18 protein-coding genes are annotated in these 23,571 nt (G+C 44.8%); 11 read left to right on the top strand and 7 right to left on the bottom strand.

What is annotated here, in order from left to right:
* Positions 1-87: 87 nt before the first annotated feature.
* The 5 genes from ACXAD8_RS04610 (at position 88) to pulA (ending at position 11,317) form a co-directional block, all read left to right on the top strand.
* The gene (locus tag ACXAD8_RS04610; RefSeq protein ID WP_475225471.1) at positions 88-2,946 is read left to right on the top strand and encodes a TonB-dependent receptor; all 2,859 of its coding nucleotides are present in this window, start codon (positions 88-90) and stop codon (positions 2,944-2,946) included.
* A gap of 135 nt (positions 2,947-3,081) precedes the next feature.
* Positions 3,082-4,572 (top strand): tryptophan halogenase family protein, encoded by a 1,491-nt coding sequence (locus ACXAD8_RS04605; RefSeq protein ID WP_475225469.1) that lies wholly within the window; start codon positions 3,082-3,084, stop codon positions 4,570-4,572.
* Between the two features lies 1 nt (position 4,573).
* Positions 4,574-6,082 carry a tryptophan halogenase family protein gene (locus ACXAD8_RS04600; protein WP_475225466.1) on the top strand — a complete coding sequence of 503 codons (1,509 nt, stop codon included), beginning with the start codon at positions 4,574-4,576 and terminating at the stop codon, positions 6,080-6,082.
* A 25-nt stretch (positions 6,083-6,107) separates the two neighbouring features.
* Positions 6,108-8,552 carry a glycoside hydrolase family 31 protein gene (locus tag ACXAD8_RS04595; protein WP_475225463.1) on the top strand — a complete coding sequence of 815 codons (2,445 nt, stop codon included), beginning with the start codon at positions 6,108-6,110 and terminating at the stop codon, positions 8,550-8,552.
* Complete coding sequence (gene pulA / locus ACXAD8_RS04590; RefSeq protein ID WP_475225461.1) at positions 8,549-11,317, top strand: pullulanase-type alpha-1,6-glucosidase; 2,769 nt, start codon at positions 8,549-8,551, stop codon at positions 11,315-11,317. Before ACXAD8_RS04595 ends, pulA begins: the two co-directional genes overlap by 4 nt.
* Before the next feature lie 97 nt (positions 11,318-11,414).
* Here the strand turns inward: pulA and ACXAD8_RS04585 are convergent, their stop codons facing one another.
* Positions 11,415-12,356, bottom strand: a complete 942-nt coding sequence (locus ACXAD8_RS04585) for an HAAS signaling domain-containing protein (protein WP_475225458.1) — start codon at positions 12,354-12,356, stop codon at positions 11,415-11,417.
* Positions 12,353-12,691 (bottom strand): PadR family transcriptional regulator, encoded by a 339-nt coding sequence (locus ACXAD8_RS04580; protein WP_475225456.1) that lies wholly within the window; start codon positions 12,689-12,691, stop codon positions 12,353-12,355. The genes ACXAD8_RS04585 and ACXAD8_RS04580 overlap by 4 nt, the downstream gene beginning before the upstream one ends.
* A gap of 246 nt (positions 12,692-12,937) precedes the next feature.
* On the opposite strand from ACXAD8_RS04580, the gene ACXAD8_RS04575 reads away from it, so the two are divergent.
* Positions 12,938-13,657, top strand: coding sequence for a hypothetical protein (locus ACXAD8_RS04575; RefSeq protein WP_475225453.1), 720 nt, complete (start codon positions 12,938-12,940; stop codon positions 13,655-13,657).
* Between the two features lie 67 nt (positions 13,658-13,724).
* Here the strand turns inward: ACXAD8_RS04575 and ACXAD8_RS04570 are convergent, their stop codons facing one another.
* Positions 13,725-15,977, bottom strand: a complete 2,253-nt coding sequence (locus ACXAD8_RS04570; RefSeq protein ID WP_475225450.1) for a TonB-dependent receptor — start codon at positions 15,975-15,977, stop codon at positions 13,725-13,727.
* Between the two features lie 433 nt (positions 15,978-16,410).
* Between ACXAD8_RS04570 and prfB the strand changes: the two genes are divergently transcribed.
* Both prfB and lysS read left to right on the top strand, forming a co-directional pair.
* A protein-coding gene (gene prfB, locus ACXAD8_RS04565) for a peptide chain release factor 2 (protein WP_475225447.1) occupies positions 16,411-17,509 on the top strand; the annotation gives its coding sequence in 2 pieces (ribosomal slippage) (positions 16,411-16,485 and positions 16,487-17,509; 1,098 coding nt in all).
* A gap of 19 nt (positions 17,510-17,528) precedes the next feature.
* Positions 17,529-19,070, top strand: a complete 1,542-nt coding sequence (lysS, locus tag ACXAD8_RS04560) for a lysine--tRNA ligase (RefSeq protein ID WP_475225444.1) — start codon at positions 17,529-17,531, stop codon at positions 19,068-19,070.
* A gap of 90 nt (positions 19,071-19,160) precedes the next feature.
* On the opposite strand, the gene ACXAD8_RS04555 is transcribed toward lysS, so the two are convergent.
* A complete protein-coding gene (locus ACXAD8_RS04555) occupies positions 19,161-19,688 on the bottom strand; it encodes an Hcp family type VI secretion system effector (protein ID WP_475225441.1) in 528 nt (175 codons plus the stop codon).
* A 172-nt stretch (positions 19,689-19,860) separates the two neighbouring features.
* On the opposite strand from ACXAD8_RS04555, the gene ACXAD8_RS04550 reads away from it, so the two are divergent.
* From ACXAD8_RS04550 to ACXAD8_RS04540, 3 genes are read left to right on the top strand one after another with little or no spacing between them, the layout of a single operon-like run.
* Positions 19,861-20,283 carry a YeeE/YedE family protein gene (locus ACXAD8_RS04550; protein WP_475225438.1) on the top strand — a complete coding sequence of 141 codons (423 nt, stop codon included), beginning with the start codon at positions 19,861-19,863 and terminating at the stop codon, positions 20,281-20,283.
* A gap of 13 nt (positions 20,284-20,296) precedes the next feature.
* Entirely contained in the window at positions 20,297-20,728 is a 432-nt protein-coding gene (locus ACXAD8_RS04545; RefSeq protein WP_475225436.1) for a DUF6691 family protein, read from the top strand.
* Positions 20,729-20,738: 10 nt separating this feature from the next.
* Positions 20,739-21,038, top strand: a complete 300-nt coding sequence (locus ACXAD8_RS04540) for an ArsR/SmtB family transcription factor (RefSeq protein WP_475225433.1) — start codon at positions 20,739-20,741, stop codon at positions 21,036-21,038.
* A gap of 7 nt (positions 21,039-21,045) precedes the next feature.
* Here the strand turns inward: ACXAD8_RS04540 and ACXAD8_RS04535 are convergent, their stop codons facing one another.
* The 3 genes from ACXAD8_RS04535 to ACXAD8_RS04525 form a co-directional block, all read right to left on the bottom strand.
* Positions 21,046-21,543, bottom strand: coding sequence for an N-acetyltransferase family protein (locus ACXAD8_RS04535; protein WP_475225431.1), 498 nt, complete (start codon positions 21,541-21,543; stop codon positions 21,046-21,048).
* A 71-nt stretch (positions 21,544-21,614) separates the two neighbouring features.
* The gene (locus ACXAD8_RS04530) at positions 21,615-22,328 is read right to left on the bottom strand and encodes a rhomboid family intramembrane serine protease (protein ID WP_475225428.1); all 714 of its coding nucleotides are present in this window, start codon (positions 22,326-22,328) and stop codon (positions 21,615-21,617) included.
* Between the two features lie 99 nt (positions 22,329-22,427).
* The gene (locus ACXAD8_RS04525) at positions 22,428-23,489 is read right to left on the bottom strand and encodes an alkane 1-monooxygenase (protein WP_475225426.1); all 1,062 of its coding nucleotides are present in this window, start codon (positions 23,487-23,489) and stop codon (positions 22,428-22,430) included.
* Between the last annotated feature and the right edge of the window lie 82 nt (positions 23,490-23,571).

Here is a 23,571-nt window from a genome sequence, read left to right as displayed (position 1 = left end):
GGTAAATAAAAATAAGAGAAATGCTGAGAAAGGACACTTATTTTCAGCCTGACCCTTAACTCTGGTAATTAAAAACGGGAAAACACAATGTCACAATTCAAAAAAAGCATGTTGGCCTTTTCGGTCTCTGCCGCGATGACAGGTCTGACTGCAACTTCGGTTGTTGCTCAGGAAGCTGAAGAAGCTGCAGATAACACCGAAGTCATTCAGGTCACGGGTATCCGCGGTGCGCTGCAACGTGCACAGGCAATTAAGATGGATCAAACGTCCATCGTAGAAGCACTGTCAGCAGAAGATATCGGTAAATTACCAGATACTTCAGTTGCCGAATCATTGGCTCGACTGCCTGGTCTGGCTGGTGAGCGACGCAACGGTCGTACCAGTGGTTTGTCAGTTCGTGGTTTTAACGAAAACTACGTAGGTACTACCCTGAATGGCCGCGAGCTTTTAGGTATGGGTGACAACCGTGGTGTTGAATACGATCTATATCCTTCTGAGATTGTTGCAAACATCCTGGTATACAAGACTCCTGAGGCGGGTCTGATGACTCAGGGCATTGGTGGTACGATTGATATGCAAACGGTTAGCCCTTTGAGCGCTGATCCTACATTTGCTATTAACGCCAACTTCGAAAAGAACCAGGAAGACGCTGGTAACCCAGACTTCGATAATAACGGGCATCGCGTATCCTTTAACTTTGTTGATCAGTTTGCTGACGATACTTTAGGTGTAGCACTAACCTATGCCACGATGGAATCCCCACGTCAGGAAAATCACTTCCGCGGCTGGGGTTATGCAACCGCAAACCCTGAGCGTGCAGCTGAAGGTGTAGATGTACCTGAAGGTACTGTAATTTTAGGTGGTCACGATTCCTATACAAGATCTGCTTTGCTAGAGCGTGACTCACTGGCAGCGGTTATCGAATATGCTCCGAACGACAAGCTGAAACTACAGTTTGATGCTTTGTATATCGATTTTGAAGAAAACGATGTTAAGCGTGGTATTGAAGAAGGTGGTGCCGAGTGGGGTACAGGTGCATATACCATCACAGGTGTTGAAGATGGCTTGGTAACCTCTGGTTACTACGATGGCTTTATTTCTGTTATCCGTAACGATGCCAGAAAGCAAGAATCTGAATTAACTACATTCGGCCTTAATGTTGAGTACGCAATCAACGATGAGTGGACAGCCACATTTGATGTATCAACCGGCGAAGTTGACAAGACTATTATTGATGTTGAGAGTTATTCAGGTGTAGGACGTGCAGGTATTGATGGACGCCCAGCAACTCCTCGTTCCTGGACTATGACAGATACTGGTGCGGTGTACGGAAGCCACCCAACTATGGGTGATGTGGATTTGTCTGACCCTAATCTAGTGCGTTTAGCTGGTCCTCAGGCATGGGGTGGTAGTTTGACTCCAATCGAAAGATTCCAGGGCGTTGAAGGCTTTGGTCCTAACACTGCTCAGGATGGCTTCGTCAACGAACCTATTTTTGACGAATCTTTAGACGCTGTTCGCGTTGATATTGAAGGCCTGGTAGAGTGGGGCTTCTTCAGTAAATTTACTGCTGGTATTAATTACGCAGAGCGTGAGAAAACAAAGGTTAACACGGGTGCTTATTTAACATCACCTGATTGGCCAAATGATGGTCCAATCCCTAATCCTTTGGGTGTTGCGGATTTGAGCTTCATCGGTATCAATGGTGTCGTAGCCTATGATGGTATTGGTCTTTATCAAAGCGGTTACTACATTGAGACACCTGCAGAATTGGTTGAAAATGGTCGTTTGGGTGACTCCTATTCAATTAAAGAAGACATTCTGACTGCTTACGCCAAACTGGATATTGACACTGAAATCGGCGACATGTTCCTGAAAGGTAACATCGGTATTCAAATCGTAGATGTAGACCAAACGGGTTCTGGTTTTAACACTACCACTGGACCAACAGGCTTTACTGAAGCAGTTCCAATCACCGATGGTGATTCCTACTCTGACATTTTACCTACCCTAAACCTAAGCCTGGAAATTGCTGAAAATCAGTTTATCAGAACAGCTTTAGGTAAAGTGTTAAGTCGTCCTCGTATGGATGATATGCGTCCAAACAATCAGGTGACCTTTACATTTAATGATAACCAAATTATCTCGGATCAAATAGCAAATGGCCCTTGGGGTGCAAATGCGGGTAACGCCAGACTTAAACCTCTGGAAGCGAACCAGTTTGATATTTCATACGAAAACTACTTCTCTGATTCTGGTTATTTTGCCATCAGCTTCTTCTATAAGGATCTGAAAAACTGGCATGATTCTGGGGTAGCTATCGGTGATTTCAGTGACTTGTATATCCCAGGGTTTCACCAAACATCTGGTGAGACTGATATTAATGAAGATGGTGTGATTGATGAAAACGATATCGTCGGTCCTACTCTATTCCAGGGTGTCGTTAACTTCCGTGCAGATGGCCTTGAGGGTTATGTGAGAGGTTGGGAATTCCAAGCCAGCGTACCGTTTGACATGATTCATGAATATCTGGATGGTTTTGGTGCATACGCCAGTGCGACCTTCCTGAAAGGTGAATTTGATAATGGTGGGGCAGTTCCTGGTCTATCAGAAGAGTCTTACTCGTTAACCATGTACTATGAAAATGCCGGTTTTGAAGCTCGTATTTCTGGTACTAAACGTGACCCGTTCAGCACTGAAACTCGTGCCATTAGCTTGTCATTAGCACAGATTGATGACCGCGGTGGTGAACTATGGGATGCGCAGATTGGTTATGATTTCAGTGAATCAGGTATTGATGCTCTACACGGTTTACGTGTGACTCTGCAGGCACAAAACCTGACTGATGAAGATACCATTCAGGCAAACCCAGGTGACGGTCGTCAGATTACACAGTACCAGTCATTTGGACGTAACTTCCTGTTAGGTCTGAACTATACATTCTAAGCTTTGATTGCCAGCGCTTTCACAGTGCTGGTAGTTCAAAACTAGATGTAAATCAGATGACATACAAAAGCCCCAATTAGCTATACTAATTGGGGTTTTTTTACAAGTAATAGGTTGCAAAAAGCAAAAGTGCTTATGAATAAAGTGGTAAGAAAAGTTGTAGTTGTAGGTGGCGGGACTGCAGGATGGATCTCGGCTGCGGTGCTAAAAAGGATGTTGGGCAACAACATTGATGTTGAGTTGGTGGAATCGGAGAGCATTGGAACCGTTGGGGTTGGTGAAGCGACAATTCCACCTATTATGCTTCTGAATAACCTGTTGGGCTTAGATGAAAGGGAGTTTTTACGCGAAACCAACGCTACCATGAAGTTAGCTATTAAGTTTGAAAACTGGCGTGTTAAGGGCGAGAGCTACTACCACACATTCGGCGCGCCGGGTAAGAGTTTTGCTTTTTGTCACTTTCATCACTATTTCAAGCGAGCCCAATCTCTCGGCTTGAAACAATCTTTGTGGGATTTCGATTTAAACTATCGCGCTTGTGAAGCGGGCAAATTTGCCCATATCAAGAGCCCGGATCCCGTCATTGAAATGCCTTACGCCTATCATTTTGACGCTTCTTTATACGCTCGCTTTCTCAGGAAAAAATGCGAAGCCATGGGGGTGGTTCGAACTGAGGGGATGATTGAGTCGGTAATTCAGGACGAAGGTAATGGCTTTATTGAAGCTGTGGTTTTGCAAAACGGACAACGCATTCAAGGCGATTTGTTTATTGACTGCTCTGGCTTCAGAGGTCTGTTAATTCAGCAAAAGCTCGGTACGGGTTACGAAGATTGGACCCATTGGTTACCTTGCGATCGCGCTGTGGCAATTCCTTCTAAACGACATGAAAAAACCAAGCCTTATACCCGCTCTATTGCTCACGAAGCAGGGTGGCAGTGGCGAATTCCTTTGCAACATCGCAACGGCAATGGTCTGGTGTACAGTAGTAACCACATTTCTGATGAGGGTGCATTACAAACCTTGATGTCCAATCTGGACACTGAAGCCATCGGCGATCCAAACTTTATCCGCTTTAAAACAGGTCGACGCAGAAAACAGTGGAACCGCAATGTCGTGGCTATTGGCTTGGCCAGTGGCTTTCTGGAGCCATTAGAGTCCACCAGTATTCACCTCATTCAATCTGGTATCGTGCGTTTGATCCACCTCTTTCCTCATGCCGGAATCGAACAAAAATTGATAGACGAGTACAACAAGCAATCACAAATAGAATACGAACAGGTGCGGGATTTTATCATTCTCCATTATCACGTAAATGAGCGTGATGACAGCCAGTTTTGGCGAGAAGTGCGCAATATGGAAATCCCTGATTCGCTGCAACACAAGATTGAACTGTTCCGCAGCAACGGTATGTTGTTCAGAGAACAAAATGACCTGTTTTTAGAACCATCCTGGTTACAGGTGATGATGGGACAAGGGATCCAACCACAAGATTATCACCCGCTGGCTAATGCCATGCCTGAAGATAAGTTAATGGGATTAATGCAGAGTTTACTTCAGATTAAAAACGATCCTATCACCAAGATTTCCGAGCATGACGAGTTCCTGAAAAAGTATTGTGGAAGCTAGCGTGAAGAAGCCATTAAAAATTATTATTCTCGGGGGCGGCACTGCAGGCTGGATGGCGGCAAACTTGTTTGTCAGGAAATTTCCAAAAGAGCAGGTTCAGATACAGTTAATCGAATCACCTGACATAGCTACAATAGGAGTGGGTGAAGGCTCAACGCCCACTTTAAAACGCTTTTTTGAGTTATTGGATGTTCCTGAATCACAATGGATGAACCGTTGTAATGCCACATACAAGGTGAGTATTCAGTTTGAAGGTTGGAGTCCTGCCTCCGGCATAAACAGCTATCGCCACCCCTTTATCAGCCAAACCGATACCTTTACTCAGAAAGCGTTTGAAGTGAATTGTCGAACTCGCAGAATGGGGCTGGATACCCATACAGTCCCAGACGACTTTCTGATAAACGGTGTTTTGGCACAACAAATGAAAGGGCCAATTACGCCTGAAAACTTTCCGTTTCGCATGGAATATGGTTATCACTTTGATAGTGGGTTACTGGGTGAGTTTTTACGGGAATTGGCGGTGGAACGGGGAGTTTTATATCAATCTAAAAATATCGCATCCGTCACACAACATACTAATGGGGATATCAAGTCTTTGCTGGACGACAAAGGCGAAGAATATCAGGCTGATTTCTTTGTTGATTGCACCGGGTTTAGCAGTGTTTTATTGCAGAAAACCCTGGGCGTAAAATTTCAGTCATACAAGAACAACTTGTTTAATGATTCAGCCGTCGTCATGCAGACCGACGCCCTTGATATCATCCCACCTGAAACTAAATCTACTGCTATGTCGGCGGGATGGTGCTGGCAAATTCCTCTGCAAAATCGAGTGGGGAATGGCTATGTTTATAGTTCAGATTATATCGATAGTGACAAAGCGGAAACAGAATTTCGGCAACATTTAAACGCCATGGATAGCGATGTTGAGTGTCGACATTTAAAAATGAAAGTCGGGCAGGTTGAACAGCACTGGCAAAAAAACTGTCTGGCTATCGGTTTGTCTCAGGGGTTTATTGAGCCACTTGAGGCCACCGCACTGCATTTGGTGCAGATTTGTCTTGAGAAGTTTTGTCAGGATTTTAGCGAAGGGCAATACAGCAACAAAAATGCTGATAAGTTTAATGCTTTCGCAAAAGAGCGGTTTGATAAGGTGCGCGATTATATTGTTGCCCATTACAAACTCAACACCCGCGACGATAGCCAATATTGGCGGGATAATCGCAATAATTCTAATATTTCCGCATCCCTCAGTCACGTGTTGGATAAATGGTTTCGACGGGAAGATGTTAGCGCTGAAATTCATCGACAAAACATTGCCATGCACTGGGATCCGATTTCCTGGCATTGCCTGCTTTCAGGTTACGGCGCCTATCCGCCTGTAGCACCCAATCAGCCTGGCAAAGGTGATCATTACAAGGAGCAGAACGTTGCTGCTTTCCTGAAGGGCTGTGCGCTTAATTTTAGTGCTCATCAGGATAATCTGGCGGCCTTGCGCAATGATAAAATTTAACTTTAACTTTAACCGGGGGCGTCAAGTGTCCCGCACACTTCGCTTTGTTATCTTCAGTTACTTGATTTTTGGGCTTTTTTTTCAGCCCTTAAGTGCCAAAGAATATGTCTCCCACGTAATTGCTGATAATACGCTTAAGCTGACTACAAGCGAAGGTTTGATTCAGATAAGGCCGTTGAGTCAGGCAGCTGTTGAAGTGGTTTATTCGCAAAGTGACGAAGACCTTGCTCCGTCATTCGCGCTGTCACCGACAACAGAATCAGCCTCTTTTGGCTTGTATGAAGAGCCCCGCTTATTAATGTTTATGGGGGAGCAATTACAGGTACATATCACTAAAACGCCATTTTCTATCTCTTATTATCACAATGACAAAAAACTATTAAGTCATGAGTCTGGATTCTTTCAATACCCTGGAATGCGTGGTGTCAGATTTGCCCTTGAGCCTTCAGAGTTTCTGATTGGCGGTGGTCAAAGGGTTTTAGGCATGGACCGGCGTGGTCATCGTCTGCCCCTCTACAATAAAACCCATTGGGGCTATACCACCGAATCCAATCAAATGTACTTTGGCTTACCTGCACTGTTGTCCACCAATGGCTATGGTTTGATTTTTGATAATGCTGCCAAGGGGGCAATGGATCTCGGAGCCTCTGAATCCGATGTTTTACAATTTGAAGCTGTCGCCGGGCGCAATGCATACATAGTGGTTGCTGGGCTAATCGACAATCAGGTGGATTACCCAAAGCTGATACAAAACTTCACTGATATAACCGGCCGCCAACCTTTACCTCCAGCCTGGGCGTTCGGTAATTTTGCATCGCGGTTTGGTTATCGCTCAGAACAGCAGGTGCGTGAAGTGGTCAGGAAATATCAGGAGGCTGATATTCCATTGGATACAGTTGTCTTAGATCTTTACTGGTTCGGACCACAAATGCAGGGATATATGGGCAATCTGGACTGGGACCGAAAAAATTGGCCCAACCCTGAAAAAATGATCGCTGACTTCAAAGAACAGGGTATTCAAACTGTTGTCATAACCGAGCCATTTATCTTAAACACCTCTAAAAATTGGCAAAGTGCTTTAGAAAACGAAGCCTTGGCCACTGATTTGTCCGGTGAAAAGCCCAGAGTTTTTGATATGTTTTTTGGTACTGCGGGATTGGTTGATGTGTTTAGCGAGTCAGGGCAGAACTGGTTCTGGCGCAAAAACAAGGCCATCCTCAGTCAGGGCATAGCCGGTATTTGGGGAGATTTGGGCGAGCCAGAAATGCATCCGGAAAACACCTTGCATGCTATCGGGACCGCCAATGAGGTACACAATGCCTATGGGCATCGTTGGGCGCAACTGTTGTACGAAAACCATTTGCGAGACTTTCCTGAAGACAGATTATTCTTACTAATGCGTTCAGGTTTTGTGGGCTCACAGCGTTTCGGCATGATCCCCTGGACCGGCGATGTTAGTCGCTCTTGGGGGGGATTGAAGCCGCAAGTTGAGCTAACTCTGCAAATGGGTATGCTCGGCTTGGCCTATACCCACTCTGATTTAGGTGGTTTTGGCGGCGATGAAGATGTTTTTGATAAAGAGATGTACATTCGCTGGTTACAGTATGGGGTATTTCAACCTGTTTATCGGCCACACGCATTTGACTCTGTTCCATCAGAGCCTGTTTTTCATGACCAGCAAACTCAGGATATTTTGCGGGACTGGATTAAACTGAGATATCAATTATTCCCCTATAACTATTCCCTGGCATATGAAAACGCCACTACCGGAATGCCGTTACTGCGTCCGGTTTATTTTGCCGAACCGGAAAACTTAGCCTTGTTAAGCGAGAAAGACAGTTATCTGTGGGGAGACGCCTTTTTTGTGCATCCGGTGACCGAACCCGGTGTAGATTCTGTAACAACTCGCATTCCCAAAGGTGTTTGGTTTAATTATTGGAATAATGACATTGTCGAAGGGGGCAAGGAGCACAAGGTTGCAGTGTCGTTGAGTACCATACCGTTATTTGTAAAGGCCGGGAGTTTTGTACCTTTTAGCAGCAGTACTACACCTTTAAGCCAGTATCGCGGTGATGCGCCTGATATTCATTATTATCATCATGACTCTGTCAGCACAGGCTCTGGACTCCTGTATGAAGATGACGGTAAAAACAGAGATTCTTTAACTGAGGCTTTACATCTTACGCGTTTTAGCGCCACTCAAATCCCTTCAGGTCTGAATATCGAAATCAGGGCTGAAGGACAAGGCTTTTCCTCCATGGTTGGCAACAGATTGACCCGCTTTAGTTTGATTAATGTTGAAACTCAAAATGTAAAGGAAATCAGGGTCATGCAGAAGGGGCAAAAAGTAGCCCATCAGATTACATCTTCAGAAAATGATCACTTACGATTTTCTTTTGATTGGGACAGCCTCGACGCAAGTATTCAGATCATTACCAATAACAGCCCGAAAAAGGAGCAAACTCAATGAAAAAACTGGCAATCGGACTTTTGGTGGCCTCCGTTTTAGGAGGTTGCAGTAAACCTGCTACAGAGCTTGGAGTAGCTACTGACACCCCTGCCAATTTTGCAGCACATTGGCTCAGCGAAGATGTCATCGTAATTAAACCTGAAGCAGGTGCTGTGTCATTTTCATTATATGCATCTGAAGCGGCGCAGCTTGATGAAGGGGCCAGGCCTGAGTTTTTGCTGCCATTAAAATCAATGGATAGCCCTGCATGGCTAGCTACAGCCGTCCCTCATCTGCAAGAGTTTACTGCGCTTACCTTGAGTGAACCGATTAAAGACATAAAATCCCTGTTAAAAGGTCAACTGGCCGTTGCGCAAAAAAATTCTGCAGGGGAAGTGGTTAGCTTATCTTATCTGCAAACTGCCAGAGTGTTAGATACTTTGTACACCAGCGGTGAAAAGGATGCAGATGAAGTACATGATCTGGGAGCTACCATACAGGACGAATCCAGTCAGTTTGCGCTTTGGGCGCCCACCGCAAAAGCGGTGAACGTTAATCTGTATGACGATAGTAAATCTCTGTTGACCTCAGTAACCATGACTGAGGATGATAATGGTGTTTGGCGAGCCTCTTCTGAACTGGGGCAAGGCACCTGGTACCGTTATGAGCTTGAAGTTTACCACCCGCGTACCCAGGCAATCGAGAAATATGAAGTCACAGACCCATATTCGTTGAGCTTATCCCGCAACAGTCAATATTCTCAGGTAGTGGATTTAGCCAGTGAAGACAGCAAACCCGCCAATTGGGACAAGCAAACAGACACAGAGTTGTCGCACCCTGAAAGCCTGATTTTGTACGAAACCCATATCCGGGATTTTAGTGCATCGGATAAAAACTTATCTAATCCCGAGTATGCCGGAAAATACAAAGCCTTCAGCGAAACCGCCAGTGATGGCGCAAAGCATTTAAGTGCACTTAAACTGGCTGGTTTGAACACGGTTCACCTACTACCAACTTATGACATATCCACCGTTGACGAAGATCCATCGAAAGTGATTTTTCCATCAGATCCTCTCAGTAAGGTCTGTCAAATTGCTCCGCAAGTGACGGTTTGTGACACTGACGTTGATAAAACACAATCCTTACAAAGTTTACTGCAAAGCTTTGATCCGCTAACGGGTGAAGCTCAGGCTATCATCGAAGAGATCCGACCTAATGACCCATACAATTGGGGCTATGACCCATATCATTACACCGTGCCGGAAGGCAGCTATGCCCTAAATCCCGACGGGATTCATCGTGTTCTGGAGTTTCGTGAAATGGTAATGAGCCTGCACGAGAAAGGGTTTAAAGTGATTATGGATGTGGTTTATAACCATACCTTCGCATCAGGCCTGGATGACAAGTCTGTGCTGGATAAGGTGGTGCCAAATTATTATCACCGTCTGAACCCAATATCTGGAGAGGTTGAAAAGTCTACCTGCTGTGAAAATTCAGCCACCGAAAATCGAATGATGGCCAAACTAATGACCGATTCATTAGTGGTGTGGGCACGAGATTATAAAATCGACGGCTTCCGCTTTGATCTGATGGGCCATCAACCGAAAGCGGCAATGCTGGAGTCAAGAGAAGCAGTCAGAGCTGTTGATCCCGACACTTATTTTTACGGTGAAGGCTGGAACTTTGGTGAAGTAGCGAATAACGCCCAGTTCGAGCAGGCTGCACAGATCCCACTGGCAGGCACCGAAATAGGCACCTTTACCGATCGATTACGCGATGCTGTTCGCGGCGGCTCATCTTTTGTCAGTGCTGATGAGTTACGCTTTGGCCAGGGTATTGCCAACGGCTTAATCGTGCAACCTAACGAGTTGCAAACAGAAGCACAGCAAGAAGCTCAGTTAGCTGAATATTATCTGTCTATGGATCAAATCAGAGTTGGTCTGGCAGGTAACCTGGCTAACTTTCCTTTGATAAACGCACAAGGTCAGTCAGTTACCGGAAAGGACATTCCTTATGGTGGTGCACCAACCGGTTATGCATTGGATCCAGCTGATACTATTAATTACGTGTCAAAACACGATAATCAGACATTGTGGGACAACAATCATTATCGTATGCCATTTGAAGCCACCACAGAACAAAGGGTCAGATATCAAAACTTGTCACTGGCTTATCCTTTGCTTGCTCAGGGTATTCCGTTTCTGCACATGGGCGGTGAACTATTGCGTTCAAAGTCTTTTTTGCGGGACAGTTATGATTATGGCGACTGGTTTAATGCCGTTGATTTTGGCAAACAAGCTAACAACTACAATGTTGGATTACCGCCAGCGGTTAAAGATGAAGCTAACTGGGATGTGATTACTCGTATTATCCAGGGCAACGAAGGGCGCGATCTGGTTAAACCAGCACACATAGAGTTTGCATCTAAGGTATTTATGGACTTTATTGCTATTCGTGCTTCATCACACTTGTTTAGCCTGCAAACAGAGCAGCAAGTAATAGAACGGATTGCATTCCACAACACGGGTAAAGAGCAGCAAATGGGACTGATTGCCATGAGCATTGCCGATGGACAGGGAGTAAACGATTTAGATGCCGCATTTAACGGTATAATGGTTATTTTCAACAATGCGCCAACCACTCAAACCTTTAGCTTTGAAGGTGCAGGTGAATATAGTTTGCATCCCAGACAGGCAAATGGTGAGGATCCGGTTACGGCCTCAGCTCAGGCCAAAGCCGATAGTTTTGTAATACCAGGCTTAACAGCTGCAGTATTTGTCAAATAGTGACATGCCGTGAACGAAGGCTTTGTGTCTTCGTTTCCGCATTGATTGCTCGGAGAGATTACAAAAAACCTGCCAGTGAGGCAGGTTTTTTCTTATATCAAAGAGCCTTCAATATTTTAATATGCCGCCTTAAATCCAGAACGGTGAAGGCGGCAATAACGGCCAGACTTACCTTGAATATTAAGCCGACATGCTCAGTAATTCGGGGATCCATACTTTCTGAAATCCCAATAACTACAGTCTGGTCGGCATGGGTAAGCATCAATGCCAGCACAAGCAAGCCAATAATATCGATGCAAAGTGCCATTAATATAGTGGATTTGCGCCAAATTTGATTGCACAACTGCCATGTATAGAGAGCAATCGAGCAAAGTAGCAGTATATTAACTGGCCAAAACAGCAAATGATAAATATCGTGAAATTGAATTGTTAAGCCATCATATTCGTAAAGTGCACTTTGTGAAAAATCCAGCCAATGATTCCAGATGATGAAAAATATCACATCGCTGACTACATTGGTGATGGCATCTTGCTGATCAGATTTGCTTTGCTTTATCCCTTGAGATTTTATTGGATCCCAATCCTCTTTAAAATAGTCAGTCTTACCTCGGTATTCCAACACGGCAAAAAACAAAGTATTTAATGCAAATGCTATCAGCCCCAATTCCAGTAAACCGCCAAACCAGCCTGTCGTTAAAAACAGATCATTGGTGCCTGTTACATAGCGCAACAGCCCATTGATAAAAAACAAAATGAGCACCAACGTGAGTGAGATTCGCAGGCTATAGCGCCATACCGGATAAAGCTCAGGACCAACCAGGTATTGTTGTTTACCAAATCGGGCTGCTACGGTACGGGGCGAACCCAATTTTCTGAGAACATCCGCGATTTCCTCTTCACTGGCATCCCGTTGCTTTTCTTCGGCTATGGCATCCAGGTGCTCCTCGATACTACTCTGTAACTCTGTCAGTACATCTTTATCTGCAGAGTCGGGAAGATTGGATGCCACTTGATCCAGATAATTTTGCACCAGTCTCATTGTTCAACTCCTTTGAGAATATTCTCAATGTTAATATTTAATGCCTGCCACTCGTTCTGCATTTCATGCAGGGCCGTGACACCGTCATCAGATAACCAATAAAAACGCTTCTTGCGTTTACTTTCTTCTCGCCACTCACTAACCAACAACCCTTGCTTTTCCAGCCGCCGAACCAGTGGATACAAAGTACCTTCGTCGATATCCAGGCCATTCTCACTAAGGGATTTTCTGAGCGAGTAACCATAGTGTTCCTGTCGGAGTTGCATCAGTACTGCAAGTACCAGAATACCTCTGCGCAACTCTTGTTTAAGTTTATCTAGTTGTTCAATTTCCAAAGCCAGTTCCTGCCTATAATTGGAGATTTAAAACCCATATACTGTGCTTCGTATACTGTACGATAAACAGTATGTTTATACTATGTGTTACACAGTAAATTAAGTCAAATATTTTTTGCCCAAATTTTCTACTATTTGATTGACCCTTCGCCACACAGGTTTTAATTACAGTTGTAATATTAAAATTGCGTTGTTACGATTACGGCTGTAATTTCAAGAGTCATCATCAGCTTTGGAAGTCAATTAATGGAATTTGCAATTTATAAGAGGGCAGCGGTTGTAGCGTTGATATGTATTGCACAAATGGCGTGCACCTCAAAACCCACTATTCATATTTACGGAAAATATTTGTCGGAAAATAGCATTAATACGCTAGAGCAACGTTTTTTACAGTTAGGCTATGAGGCGAATACTAATCAGCTTGATACACCGGTTTCAGTTACTGAGAATACGATTCTGTATTCACTGATGCTGGAGCACCAGGAAACCCTGGATAAAGCACAGCAAGTTGTGGAGGCAAGCGGTTATAAAGTCAATTTATTGCAGCCAATGGTACGGGGCAATCATTGGTATACCAAAAATTCATTGGCGCTGATTCTGTTTCCGGAAGATTCAGCAAACAATAGTCATTTTTTTCATCAGGATCTGGTGCATCAGTATCAGGTTGAAGAGTGTGACAATGATTTAGTTTTAAAGTTAAACGCAGATTTCAGCTATCAGATTGCTGGCAAAGAATGGAGCGAGGATGAACTACCCCTGGTAAGTGGCAGCTGGCATTATCGCCAATTTCCCTATGTTGAGTTGAGGCCAGGCAATAACACCCAGTGGCACATGTACTTTGAAATCAGCCGTTCTACCACAAGCGATCAAATAAGTACTATTCAGATGCAAAAGTTGTCTCCTCTGGAGCCTTACAGCTTAATTTCAGGGTGCACATTTGAAATTGGCCAACGGGTTACTGGGTAACATTACTCTAATAAAAAGACCGGCATTAGCCGGTCTCTGTTCATACAATGCTATTTCTGCGAAAAACTTACCACTCAGTGGTAAATCTGACCCCAAATTCACTGGCATCATTAGATAGAATTCGCAGTACATAATCACCAGTATTCAGACGGGCGTTGTCGTAACGCTCATCGAAGATGTTGCGGCCGTACAAACCGATTGTGTAAGCTTCGTTACCCGGAGTATAGGAAATATCCATATTGACTAAAGTGCGGTCTTCAATCAGAGTCATACGTTCTGGTGCAGAGCTTGGCTCGCCGTACATGTCGTCACGCCATGAATAGTCGACACGTACTTTTACCGATGCGCCATCTTCCAGGAACATTTCATATGCCGGACCAAAGGCCAAAGTCCATTCCGGAGTAAGCGGTGCAACCGGTGTAAATACGGTACCGTTAACTAATTGTTCGTCCACTTCAACATCCATAAAACCGATGCTGGTTTGCAAGCTGAAATTGCCCAGGGTCAGATTACTGTCAAATTCAACGCCACGAGAAGTTTGTGATACCACCAGGTTGGCTGTATCAAAACCAGCATCGCTGACCTGGCTTACCTGGTAGGGTAAATCGTCATATTCAGTGTTGAATACAGCAATACTCAAATCCAGGTAATCAGTCAATCGGCCCTTAACACCGACTTCATAGTTAACGGCCGTGATGTTTTCGGTTGCTGTAAAACAGTTATTGGCATTCACCGCAGCCACCGCATTATCCAGGTCATCAAAACCACCAGCTCCAAAGAATTGTCCGATTAGACAGTAAGGACGGGCAGGGTATTGGCCACCCTGATAACCTGTTTGGATTGTTGCGTAGGCATTCATGCCATTTTCGAAGGTATAATTACCCGCCAGTTCCCAACTTAACTCATCCCACTCGTCAGAATCGTAGATGGTGCCCAGTGGTGGGAATACGTTAGCTGACGCATCCTTTTCATCTTCGGTATAACGAAGGCCACCAGATAGACGCAAATCATCCGATACGTCGTAGCCAATGTTGACAAACGCCGCTTTACTTGTGGCTTCCTGATCTAACTGCAAGGTGTTACCGCCACCATCAAAACTGGAATCTGAACCCTGGCGGTTATCGCCTTCTTCCTGGAACCAATATAAACCTGCCACAAAGTCGGCGCTTTCGCCCAAGTAACCGCTGAATTGTAATTCAATGGAATCCTGTTCAGCAGTACCACGCTCAGGGTAGTGATCCAGGGCATAGACTGTCGCATCATCGTCCAGACCCGCTTTGTATTCTGAAGAGCGGTGACTAGCGATAACCTTCATCATCAGGTCATCATTGATGTCCCATTCGGTAGTGAAAGATACACCGTGTGCGCTGTTTGAAACTTCATTTACCGCATCTGTGCCTGTGGCGTTGTCATAGATATCTGCCGCCACGTCATCATTAGACAGCATCACACCGACACCGTTATTTCCTGAGGTATAGCGGGTATTAGGGCCTAATTCATCAATAAGTGCCGTGTATGGACGCAAGCCACCGTCACCATTGTTACCATCGGCGGTCAGGATAAAACGCAAGTTGTCGGAAGGCTCATATTTAACGGAGAAGCGGCCATAAACTTCCTGGGTTTCACCCACATCCCATTTTGGATTTTCCAGATTATAAAACTCACCTAAGCCATCGCGCTCGGTGTAGCCAATATTCATATTAAACGCCAGACCAGGAGACAGTTCACGATTGGTGAAAATATCAGTGCGCAAACGGCCACGGGTGCCTGCTTCCAGGTTGACTTTAGTGGAGTTCACTTCGTTTGGTTGCTTGGTAATAATATTGATGGCACCACCGATTGAGTTGCGACCGTACAAAGTCCCTTGTGGACCGCGCAATACTTCAATACGCTCTATATTAGATAGGCTCCAGTTCTGACCTACCTGACGTCCCAGGTAAACGCCATCAACGTAAACACTCACACCCGGATCTGTGGTAATCAGGTGATCCTGCAAGCCGATACCGCGAATAAAAGGGTTGGCTGAGGATGTATGACCAGCGGAAAAGCCTGTTACGTTCAGATTTGGTACAAACTTGCCTACGTCGGTCAGGTCGCTGATACCTTGTTCTGCCAGGGCATCACCCTGAAATGCGCTGATTGCAATTGGAACTTCATAAATGACCTGAGCACGTTTGGTCGCGGTTACCGTAATTGCTTCAAAATCAGAGGCATCGTCTTCTGATTCCTGAGCGTATGCTGTACCTGAAAGCGCAAGTTGAATTGCTGCGCACAGAAGTGATGTTCTGAGCAGCTTGTTGCTGTCGCGGTGTGTGTTCATGTTTTCTCCGTTGCAACACCAATTGTTGTGGGGCCAGTGTTGCGATTGTGTGTGTTTCGTTCAGCCTACTTCTTCACGTGACCGTAAATTTGCCTGAAGCCAGTCAGTTGTGAAGTTCGAATGTAGTGCGTTTGTTGTGTGGCAGCTTCGTTAAAGCATGTTGAGCTTTTTCGCGTTAAAAACGCGCTAATATAGAACAAAACTCATATATTAAAGGTCAACAGGGCTTGAGAAGTGCTTCTTCTTGCGGGAAGGTATTTTAGCGCTATTTTGCAGATATTGTTAATGTTTTTTGACCAACAGGTCGAATTTTATACGCATTACATTGCACTTTGGAAAATTAGCCCGTTTTCGCTTTGATTGTCTGCTGTTCAATTGGGCGCAAATTAGATAGAATTCCCGCCCTGTTTTTTAAGGTAACCAAAGAATAAATATGTTTGAAATCAATCCTGTGCAAAATGGTATCGCAGACGTAAAAGCGCGTACTGAGCTGCTTAGGGGGTATCTTTGACTTTGCTGTAAAGTCAGAGCGCCTTGAAGAAGTTAATCGGGAACTTGAGTCTCCTGATGTGTGGAATGAGCCTGAGCGTGCGCAAGCTCTGGGTAAAGAAAAAGTTGCGTTGGAAACCGTCGTAGATACGATTTTGCAACTAGATCAAGGCGTTGAAGACGTTGAGGGCTTGCTTGAACTGGCAGTTGAAGCGGAAGATGAAGAGACATTCAACGAAGCCCAGGAAGAACTAAAGACCATGATCCTGAAGCTGGAAGAGCTGGAATTTCGCCGCATGTTTTCCGGTCCTAACGATGCTAATGATTGTTATATGGATATTCAGGCTGGTTCTGGCGGTACAGAAGCACAAGATTGGGCCAATATGCTGTTGCGTATGTATTTACGCTGGGGCGAAGAGCATGAATTTAAAACGGAACTTATTGAAGTCTCCGATGGTGATGTAGCAGGTATCAAAAGTGCCACTATTCGCTTTGGTGGCGAATACGCGTTTGGCTGGTTGCGCACTGAAACTGGCGTACATCGCCTGGTTCGCAAGTCACCATTTGATTCAGGTAATCGCCGCCATACCTCTTTTGCATCAGCATTTGTTTACCCTGAAATTAATGATGATATAGAAATTGAAATCAATCCTTCTGATTTGCGTATTGATACCTACCGTGCCTCTGGCGCAGGTGGACAGCACGTAAACAGAACTGACTCTGCTGTGCGTATTACCCATTTACCCACTAATATTGTGGTGCAGTGTCAGAATGATCGTTCGCAACACAAGAATAAAGATCAGGCCATGAAGCAGCTAAAAGCGAAACTTTATGAGTTTGAGTTACAAAAACAAAACGAAGAAAAGCAAGCGATGGAAGATGGCAAATCGGATATTGGTTGGGGCAGCCAGATACGTTCCTATGTATTAGATGACTCCCGAATCAAAGATTTGCGTACCGGTGTAGAAACCCGAAATACTCAGGCCGTCCTGGACGGTGATCTGGATAAGTTTATTCAGGCCAGCTTGAAGTCTGGTCTTTAAATCAGGAAATAATAGACACATGTCTGAGCAACAACTCGATGAAAACAAATTAATCGCGGAACGCCGTGGCAAACTGGCTAATATTCGGGAAAATTGTCCTGCTAACGCGCACCCGAATAAATTCCGCAGAGAAAACTATAGTGCCGACCTGCAAATGGCCTTTGGTGACCATGACAAAGAAAGTCTGGAAGAACTGGCTGTACAGGTATCCGTAGCCGGTCGAATCATGTCTAAACGCGGTCCGTTTTTGGTTCTGCAAGATATGAAAGGTCGCATTCAGGCCTATGCCGCTAAAGACGTGCAAAAAGATTTGAAGGCCAAATACGGGCAACTGGATATCGGCGACATTGTCGGTGTTAGTGGAGCACTGCATAAATCCGGTAAAGGCGACCTTTACGTCAACATGGAAAAATATGAGTTGTTGACTAAGTCTTTAAGACCTTTGCCAGAAAAATTCCATGGTTTGGCAGATCAGGAAACCAAGTATCGTCAGCGTTATGTGGATCTCATTATGAGTCCGGAAACTCGCGATACTTTTGTGATGCGCAGCCGCATTGTAGAGGGCATTCGTCGTTACCTTAGCGATCGCGATTTTATGGAAGTGGAAACACCGATGTTACAGGTAATCCCGGGTGGTGCAACGGCTAAGCCATTTGTAACTCATCACAATGCGTTAGATATCGATATGTATTTGCGTATTGCTCCGGAACTGTACTTAAAGCGTTTAGTTGTTGGTGGTTTCGAACGAGTTTTTGAAATTAACCGGAACTTCCGTAACGAGGGGCTTTCAACTCGCCACAACCCTGAATTCACCATGATTGAATGGTATCAGGCCTATGCTGACTATCATGATCTGATGGACCTGACTGAAGATATGTTGCGTACCTTAGCGAGGGATATCTTAGGCACTACGGATATTCGCAATACTACCAAAAACGAAGAGGGTGAAGTTGTCAGTGAAGTGATCTACAACTTTGGCGAACCCTTTGCCCGTTTGAGCATGGCTGAAGCTATTATCAAGCATTACCCGGAAGTTGACGCGTCTATCATTAATGATGCGGAAAACAATCTGGAAGGTTTACAAGCCATTGCCCGTCAGCTGCACATCAAAGAGCCTGAAGTGGATGGTATTTGGGGACCTGGAAAATACCTCTGTGAGATCTTCGAAGCAGTAGCGGAAGAAAAGCTGGAGCAACCCACATTCATCACTGAATACCCGTGGGAAGTGTCGCCCTTAGCGCGTCGCAACGACGACAATCCTTTTATCACTGACCGTTTTGAGTTTTTCGTAGGTGGTCGTGAATTAGCCAACGGTTTCTCAGAGCTTAACGATGCTGAAGATCAGGCGGCTCGGTTCAGAAAGCAAGTGGAAGAAAAAGAAGCCGGTGACGATGAAGCCATGCATTTCGATGACGACTACATTAGGGCATTGGAATATGGCTTGCCGCCAACAGCGGGCGAGGGCATAGGTATCGATCGCCTGGTGATGTTATTCTCTGATTCTCCGACGATTAAAGACGTTATCCTGTTTCCTCACATGAAACCGGAAGTGACTGAGTAGTTTCAAAGACTAGCTAACACATAAAAAGGCGCTGAAAAGCGCCTTTTATCTACCGTAATAGCTTGGAATTACAATTTCTGTAATATGAATTCAGGTTTCACTCCAGAAAAACACATAATTCCCCGTGGTTTTGGCCTGACTGTCCTGTTCTGATGTGGTCCATTCGATATCGGTAAAGTTCAGGGTTAACTGTTCAGTGGCCATATCATTGGCATGAGATTGGGTTTCAATGGAGCTGATCATGCAGTTGAAGAGTTTAACCGTCACTATGTTACCGATGATCGAATTGCCATCTCCATCGATGTTGGCATTGCGGCATAAAAACAATTGAGTCGGCTCAATACCGTCATCAATGGGGGTGGCGGATAGCATATGCTTGTATAAAAGCGGTGATGCTTTGTCTACGTATTTGACGATTTTGAGGTCTTCCATATCAGGACGCCCTGAGGTCCTGGCGGAATTACTCACATTGGTGGTCATTTGTTGTTTAAAGCCATACCCCATAGAAACAAGCTCGATACACCCCGATAAGTCTGCGCCGGACTCCACCAGTTCACCGTCAATCATGCTGGCTCCTGCTAATTCTTCACGTCCGGGTTTTAGTAAAACTAAATCCAACTGTTTTTCCTCTGGGTGGGGTTAACCGATTCAGCATAGAAAAATTTAACGCCGTTGTAAAACAATCATCTATGGATTCAAATTAGCTCCTGAATTAAGCAAACGTTCTTTTCTTAATCTATTATCCAGGCTAGTATATCGTATAATGTGAATTTACAATTTAAGGTGATTTATGACCGAGTTTACTCCATATACTGCACTGGCAGGTGGTGCGTTAATTGGTTTGGCGGGGGTAATTTTGTTATTAGCTCATGGACGGGTTATGGGTGTATCGGGATTACTGGCAAGTGCTCTTAACTCGCCTAAAGGAGCTAAAACAGCTATTTGGTTTATCCTCGGACTAGTTGCAGGGCCAGCTCTTATTAATGCATTTCAATACGATACTGTACAAATCAAATTACCAGCGGAAATTACTCTTGATTGGTGGCAAATCATTGTAGGTGCTCTGTTGGTTGGAATTGGAACACGTGTGGGGGCAGGTTGCACCAGTGGTCATGGTGTTTGTGGTATAGGCCGACTTTCCGTGCGTTCAATTGTTGCTACCTGTGTGTTTATGGTTGTAGCGATTGTGGTTGTTAGCATTTTACGGCACTAGTCAGGAGCAAATTATGCAGCGTTTTTCAAGTTTATGGGCGTTTTTAGCTGGGGTTATTTTTTCTATGGGGCTTTTGTTGTCACAAATGGTAAATCCTCAGAAGGTTCAAAACTTCCTGGATATCTTGGGTGATTGGGATCCTAGTTTACTATTGGTGATGTCAGCAGCATTGGCGGTATATTGGCTGGGTTATTTTTTGGTAAAGCCTAAAATGGAAAAGCCCTGGTGCGAGAGTTCCTTTAATTTGCCTGTGAATAAACAACTGGATAAGCAGCTCTTTATTGGCGCCTCTCTGTTTGGGATTGGTTGGGGGGTGACTGGATTGTGTCCTGGACCGGCACTGGCGAATCTGTCTGGAGGGGAACTTAAATTGCTGGTATTTGTGCTGGTGATGGCTATGAGTATGGTCATTTTTGACAAAATAAAACCAGTTAAAACTTCCTGAGGCCATACCAATGAAAAGTGCTTTTACTGACATGGAGAAAAATGCAGCGCAGGCTGTGACTATGTTAAAGATGCTGGCCAACAAACATCGCCTGATGTTGTTGTGCATTTTGCAAGACGGAGAAAAATCTGTGTCGGAACTAAATGTTTTAGTGGCGATTCCACAGTCTACCTTGTCACAGCACCTGGCTTTTTTGCGTCGCGAAAAACTGGTTAAAACCCGGCGCGACGCGCAAACCATTTACTACTCACTGGCTGACAAAAAAGTAATACCGATAATCAGTTTGTTGCACGAACTCTATTGCCAATAACCCGAAGTTAGTCGATGCCCACCACGTCACTACGACGCTCCATTGCTACTACGTTTATCCAGTTATTATGAAGTTTGCCCAAGCGCTCCTGAGTCCCCAGTATTTTAAACCCACATTTGCGGTGCAGTGCTATGCTGGCAAGGTTGTGTTCGAATATCCCGGCTTTTAATGTCCAGATCCCATGTTTTTCTGAACAGCTGACTAAGGCATTAAGTAGTTGCTCGCCACCACCGTAACCTCTGGCGTCAGAAGCCATATAAACGGTAACCTCTGCAACGCCAGCATAACAACAGCGGCTGGAAACGGGGGAAAGTGCTGCCCAACCGCAAACCCGATTAGTTTCATTCACTATGACTAAACGGCAGTGGTGGGTAAAGGATTTATCCCAGTCTTGCCATGACTTTACTTCAGTTTGAAAGGTGGCTAATCCGGTATCAATACCTTGCTGATAAATAGCCTGAACGTATTCAAAATCCATTTTCACAAAAGGGCGAACTTCAAACATGGTGTTATTGATTTGCTGATTTAACTGCTGTAAGTGTGAGCCAATCCGGCGAAGTTAGCAAACTATTAGCCTTAATTTGCGTCTTTATCCGGGGCGTTTTTTTCTTCAGAAGCGGATAGTGACTGGGCTGAATCCTGGGGTAATTGCCATTCGTCACCAATCAATTCATCTTCGTCATCCTGTTCTTCCCACGCATATTTGCGTTCAATTGGTTTCGGGTCGGCATTGCGAAATAACAGGGCTGAAATGACACCCGATAACGCGCCAAACAAATGATATTCAAAAGAAATACCTTGTTCCCGAGGAAAAATGGTGAGGGTCATACTGCCGTACATAAAAAATGCAATCATCATCAGCGCTATCGAGCGTTTGTCTCGTCGTAATATGCTGGCGAGTAACAGATAGAAGAACAGTCCATGGGTTAATCCGCTGGCACCAAAATGCCACGCTTCGCGCGCAAATAACCAGGTACCCAGCCCGGAACCAATCCAGACAATAACAATGGTCCAATATTTAGAATTGGGGTAGCCAAAATAGAGCGCCCCTAACAACAGTAGTAACGGCAAACTATTACTGGCGAGGTGTTCAAAAGAGCCATGCACCAGCGGACCACTGATGATACCGATTAAGCCTTCTATCTTACCCGGATAAACACCCATTTCATGCAGAGATACACCGAGGGATAACTCCGCGACTTTGACACACCATAAGCCCAGTACAAACAGCAACCCCGGTATAGCGGCCTGTTTGATGCTGGACAGCGCGCTTGGTTTTACAGAAGACAAACTCATTCCCAATAAACAACAATACTGAAGATATAGGGTGCCGTGTTGCGATTACCAGCTTTAATTCGCCATAACAAAGAACAATCGCATCTGAAAGCATTAGCGAGTTTGCTGTTCTCGCAACCATTGTAGCTCTTCTTCAGAAGCAAATTGTTGATCCCATTGAGCCAGTTTGGGTTGCATTAACGCAAACCATAAAGGCGGTATCAGGGTTAATCCTAACGTACCCAGATAACCCGTGGGCATTAAGGGGGCTTCTGACATGGGCTTTAGGTGTTGGAAAGGCACGTTAGCATTTGCATGGTGATGAGAATGCCGGGTCAGATTAAACAAAGACCAACTGCTGATTTTGTTATTTGCGTTCCAGGAGTGTCTGGGAAATACCCGTTTTCCAGGGATTCTGACCAATCCGTAGTGTTCCATGTAATTGACTATTTCCAGCAGGCTTTTTGCAATAAGTCCTGATGCGGTAAAGAACAATAAGCCCGCAATGCCCCCCAGAAAATAGCTCAACAACATGAGTAAAACACTAAAAAGCACGCCGCGAATAAATCGATTACGTAATGAAAGCAGAGAGCTTTTGTTTCTTTCTAATCGGTCTTTTTCAATCTTCCAGGCGCTGACATTACCTTTGATGGTGGATATCACAATATGTTGATATACGTTTCTGCCTCTGGGAGCACTGGCTGGATCTTTTTCTGTGGCAATATTAATGTGATGTCCAAAAACATGTTCAATGGCGAAATTGCTGTCGAAACTAAACGCCAGTAACCATCTGCCAACTCTGTGAGAAAAGCTGCCCCATTTTCTGTGCACTAACTCGTGAGCGGTTACTGTACCCAATGTACCTATCAAAAGTCCGCAATACAAAACCGCCACGCACCAATACAGTAACGAGGAATTTTGCATACTGCTAAGTTGAGTTATAGCGACCAGCATCAACGTTGCTAATAAAGGTAAGGCCCACCAGAGTTGAAGCCGGTAGCACCAGGCTGGCGCTGGTTTTGGTTCAGATAAGTCATCGCCTAAAAACAGATCGCCAAACACAATCGAAAACAGAGTAAAAGCAAAGCCAGCAATGAGCCATGTTTCTCCTAACCAAATGGTGGCAATGCCGATAATAGCGTAACAGTGAAACAAGAAAAATTTAAGGTAATACATAACCACTCCGACTTAGTTGTGGTTAAATATTGAACCAGTTTTTATCAACTCAGAGAGGTGCCGTAATGACAAAAGGGGAGTC

The organism is Planctobacterium sp. AWH2_060, assembly GCF_056158425.1.
The sequence above is the reverse complement of the archived record's forward strand: the minus strand, read 5'-3'. Positions and strand labels throughout refer to the sequence as shown.